This window comes from Nakamurella sp. GG22 (genome assembly GCF_052976845.2).
On the sequence record NZ_JBRIIO020000086.1, the window covers coordinates 1 to 240 of the forward strand.

General features: G+C 56.2%; 1 protein-coding gene. It reads right to left on the reverse strand.

The features are described 5' to 3' along the window. A partial coding sequence (gene mreC / locus ACVBEQ_RS28090) for a rod shape-determining protein MreC (RefSeq protein ID WP_447156733.1) occupies positions 1–240 on the reverse strand: 240 nt, incomplete at both ends.

Below are 240 nucleotides of genomic sequence, written 5' to 3' on the forward strand. Positions count from 1 at the left end.
CCCACTGCCTGCCGCGATCACCCGGATATCGTTACGCAATACCTGGATTGGCAGCGCGTGTGAAGCATCGCAGATGAGCAATACGCGACTGGTCACCTTCGCCACCGCGACGACTTGGCCAACAACACCTTTATCGCTGATGACAGGTTGGCCTTCATAAACGCCATTGTCCGAACCTTTGTCGATCACCACCTGATCGCTGTAAGGATCGGAGCCGGTCGAGATCACCTGGGTGACCAT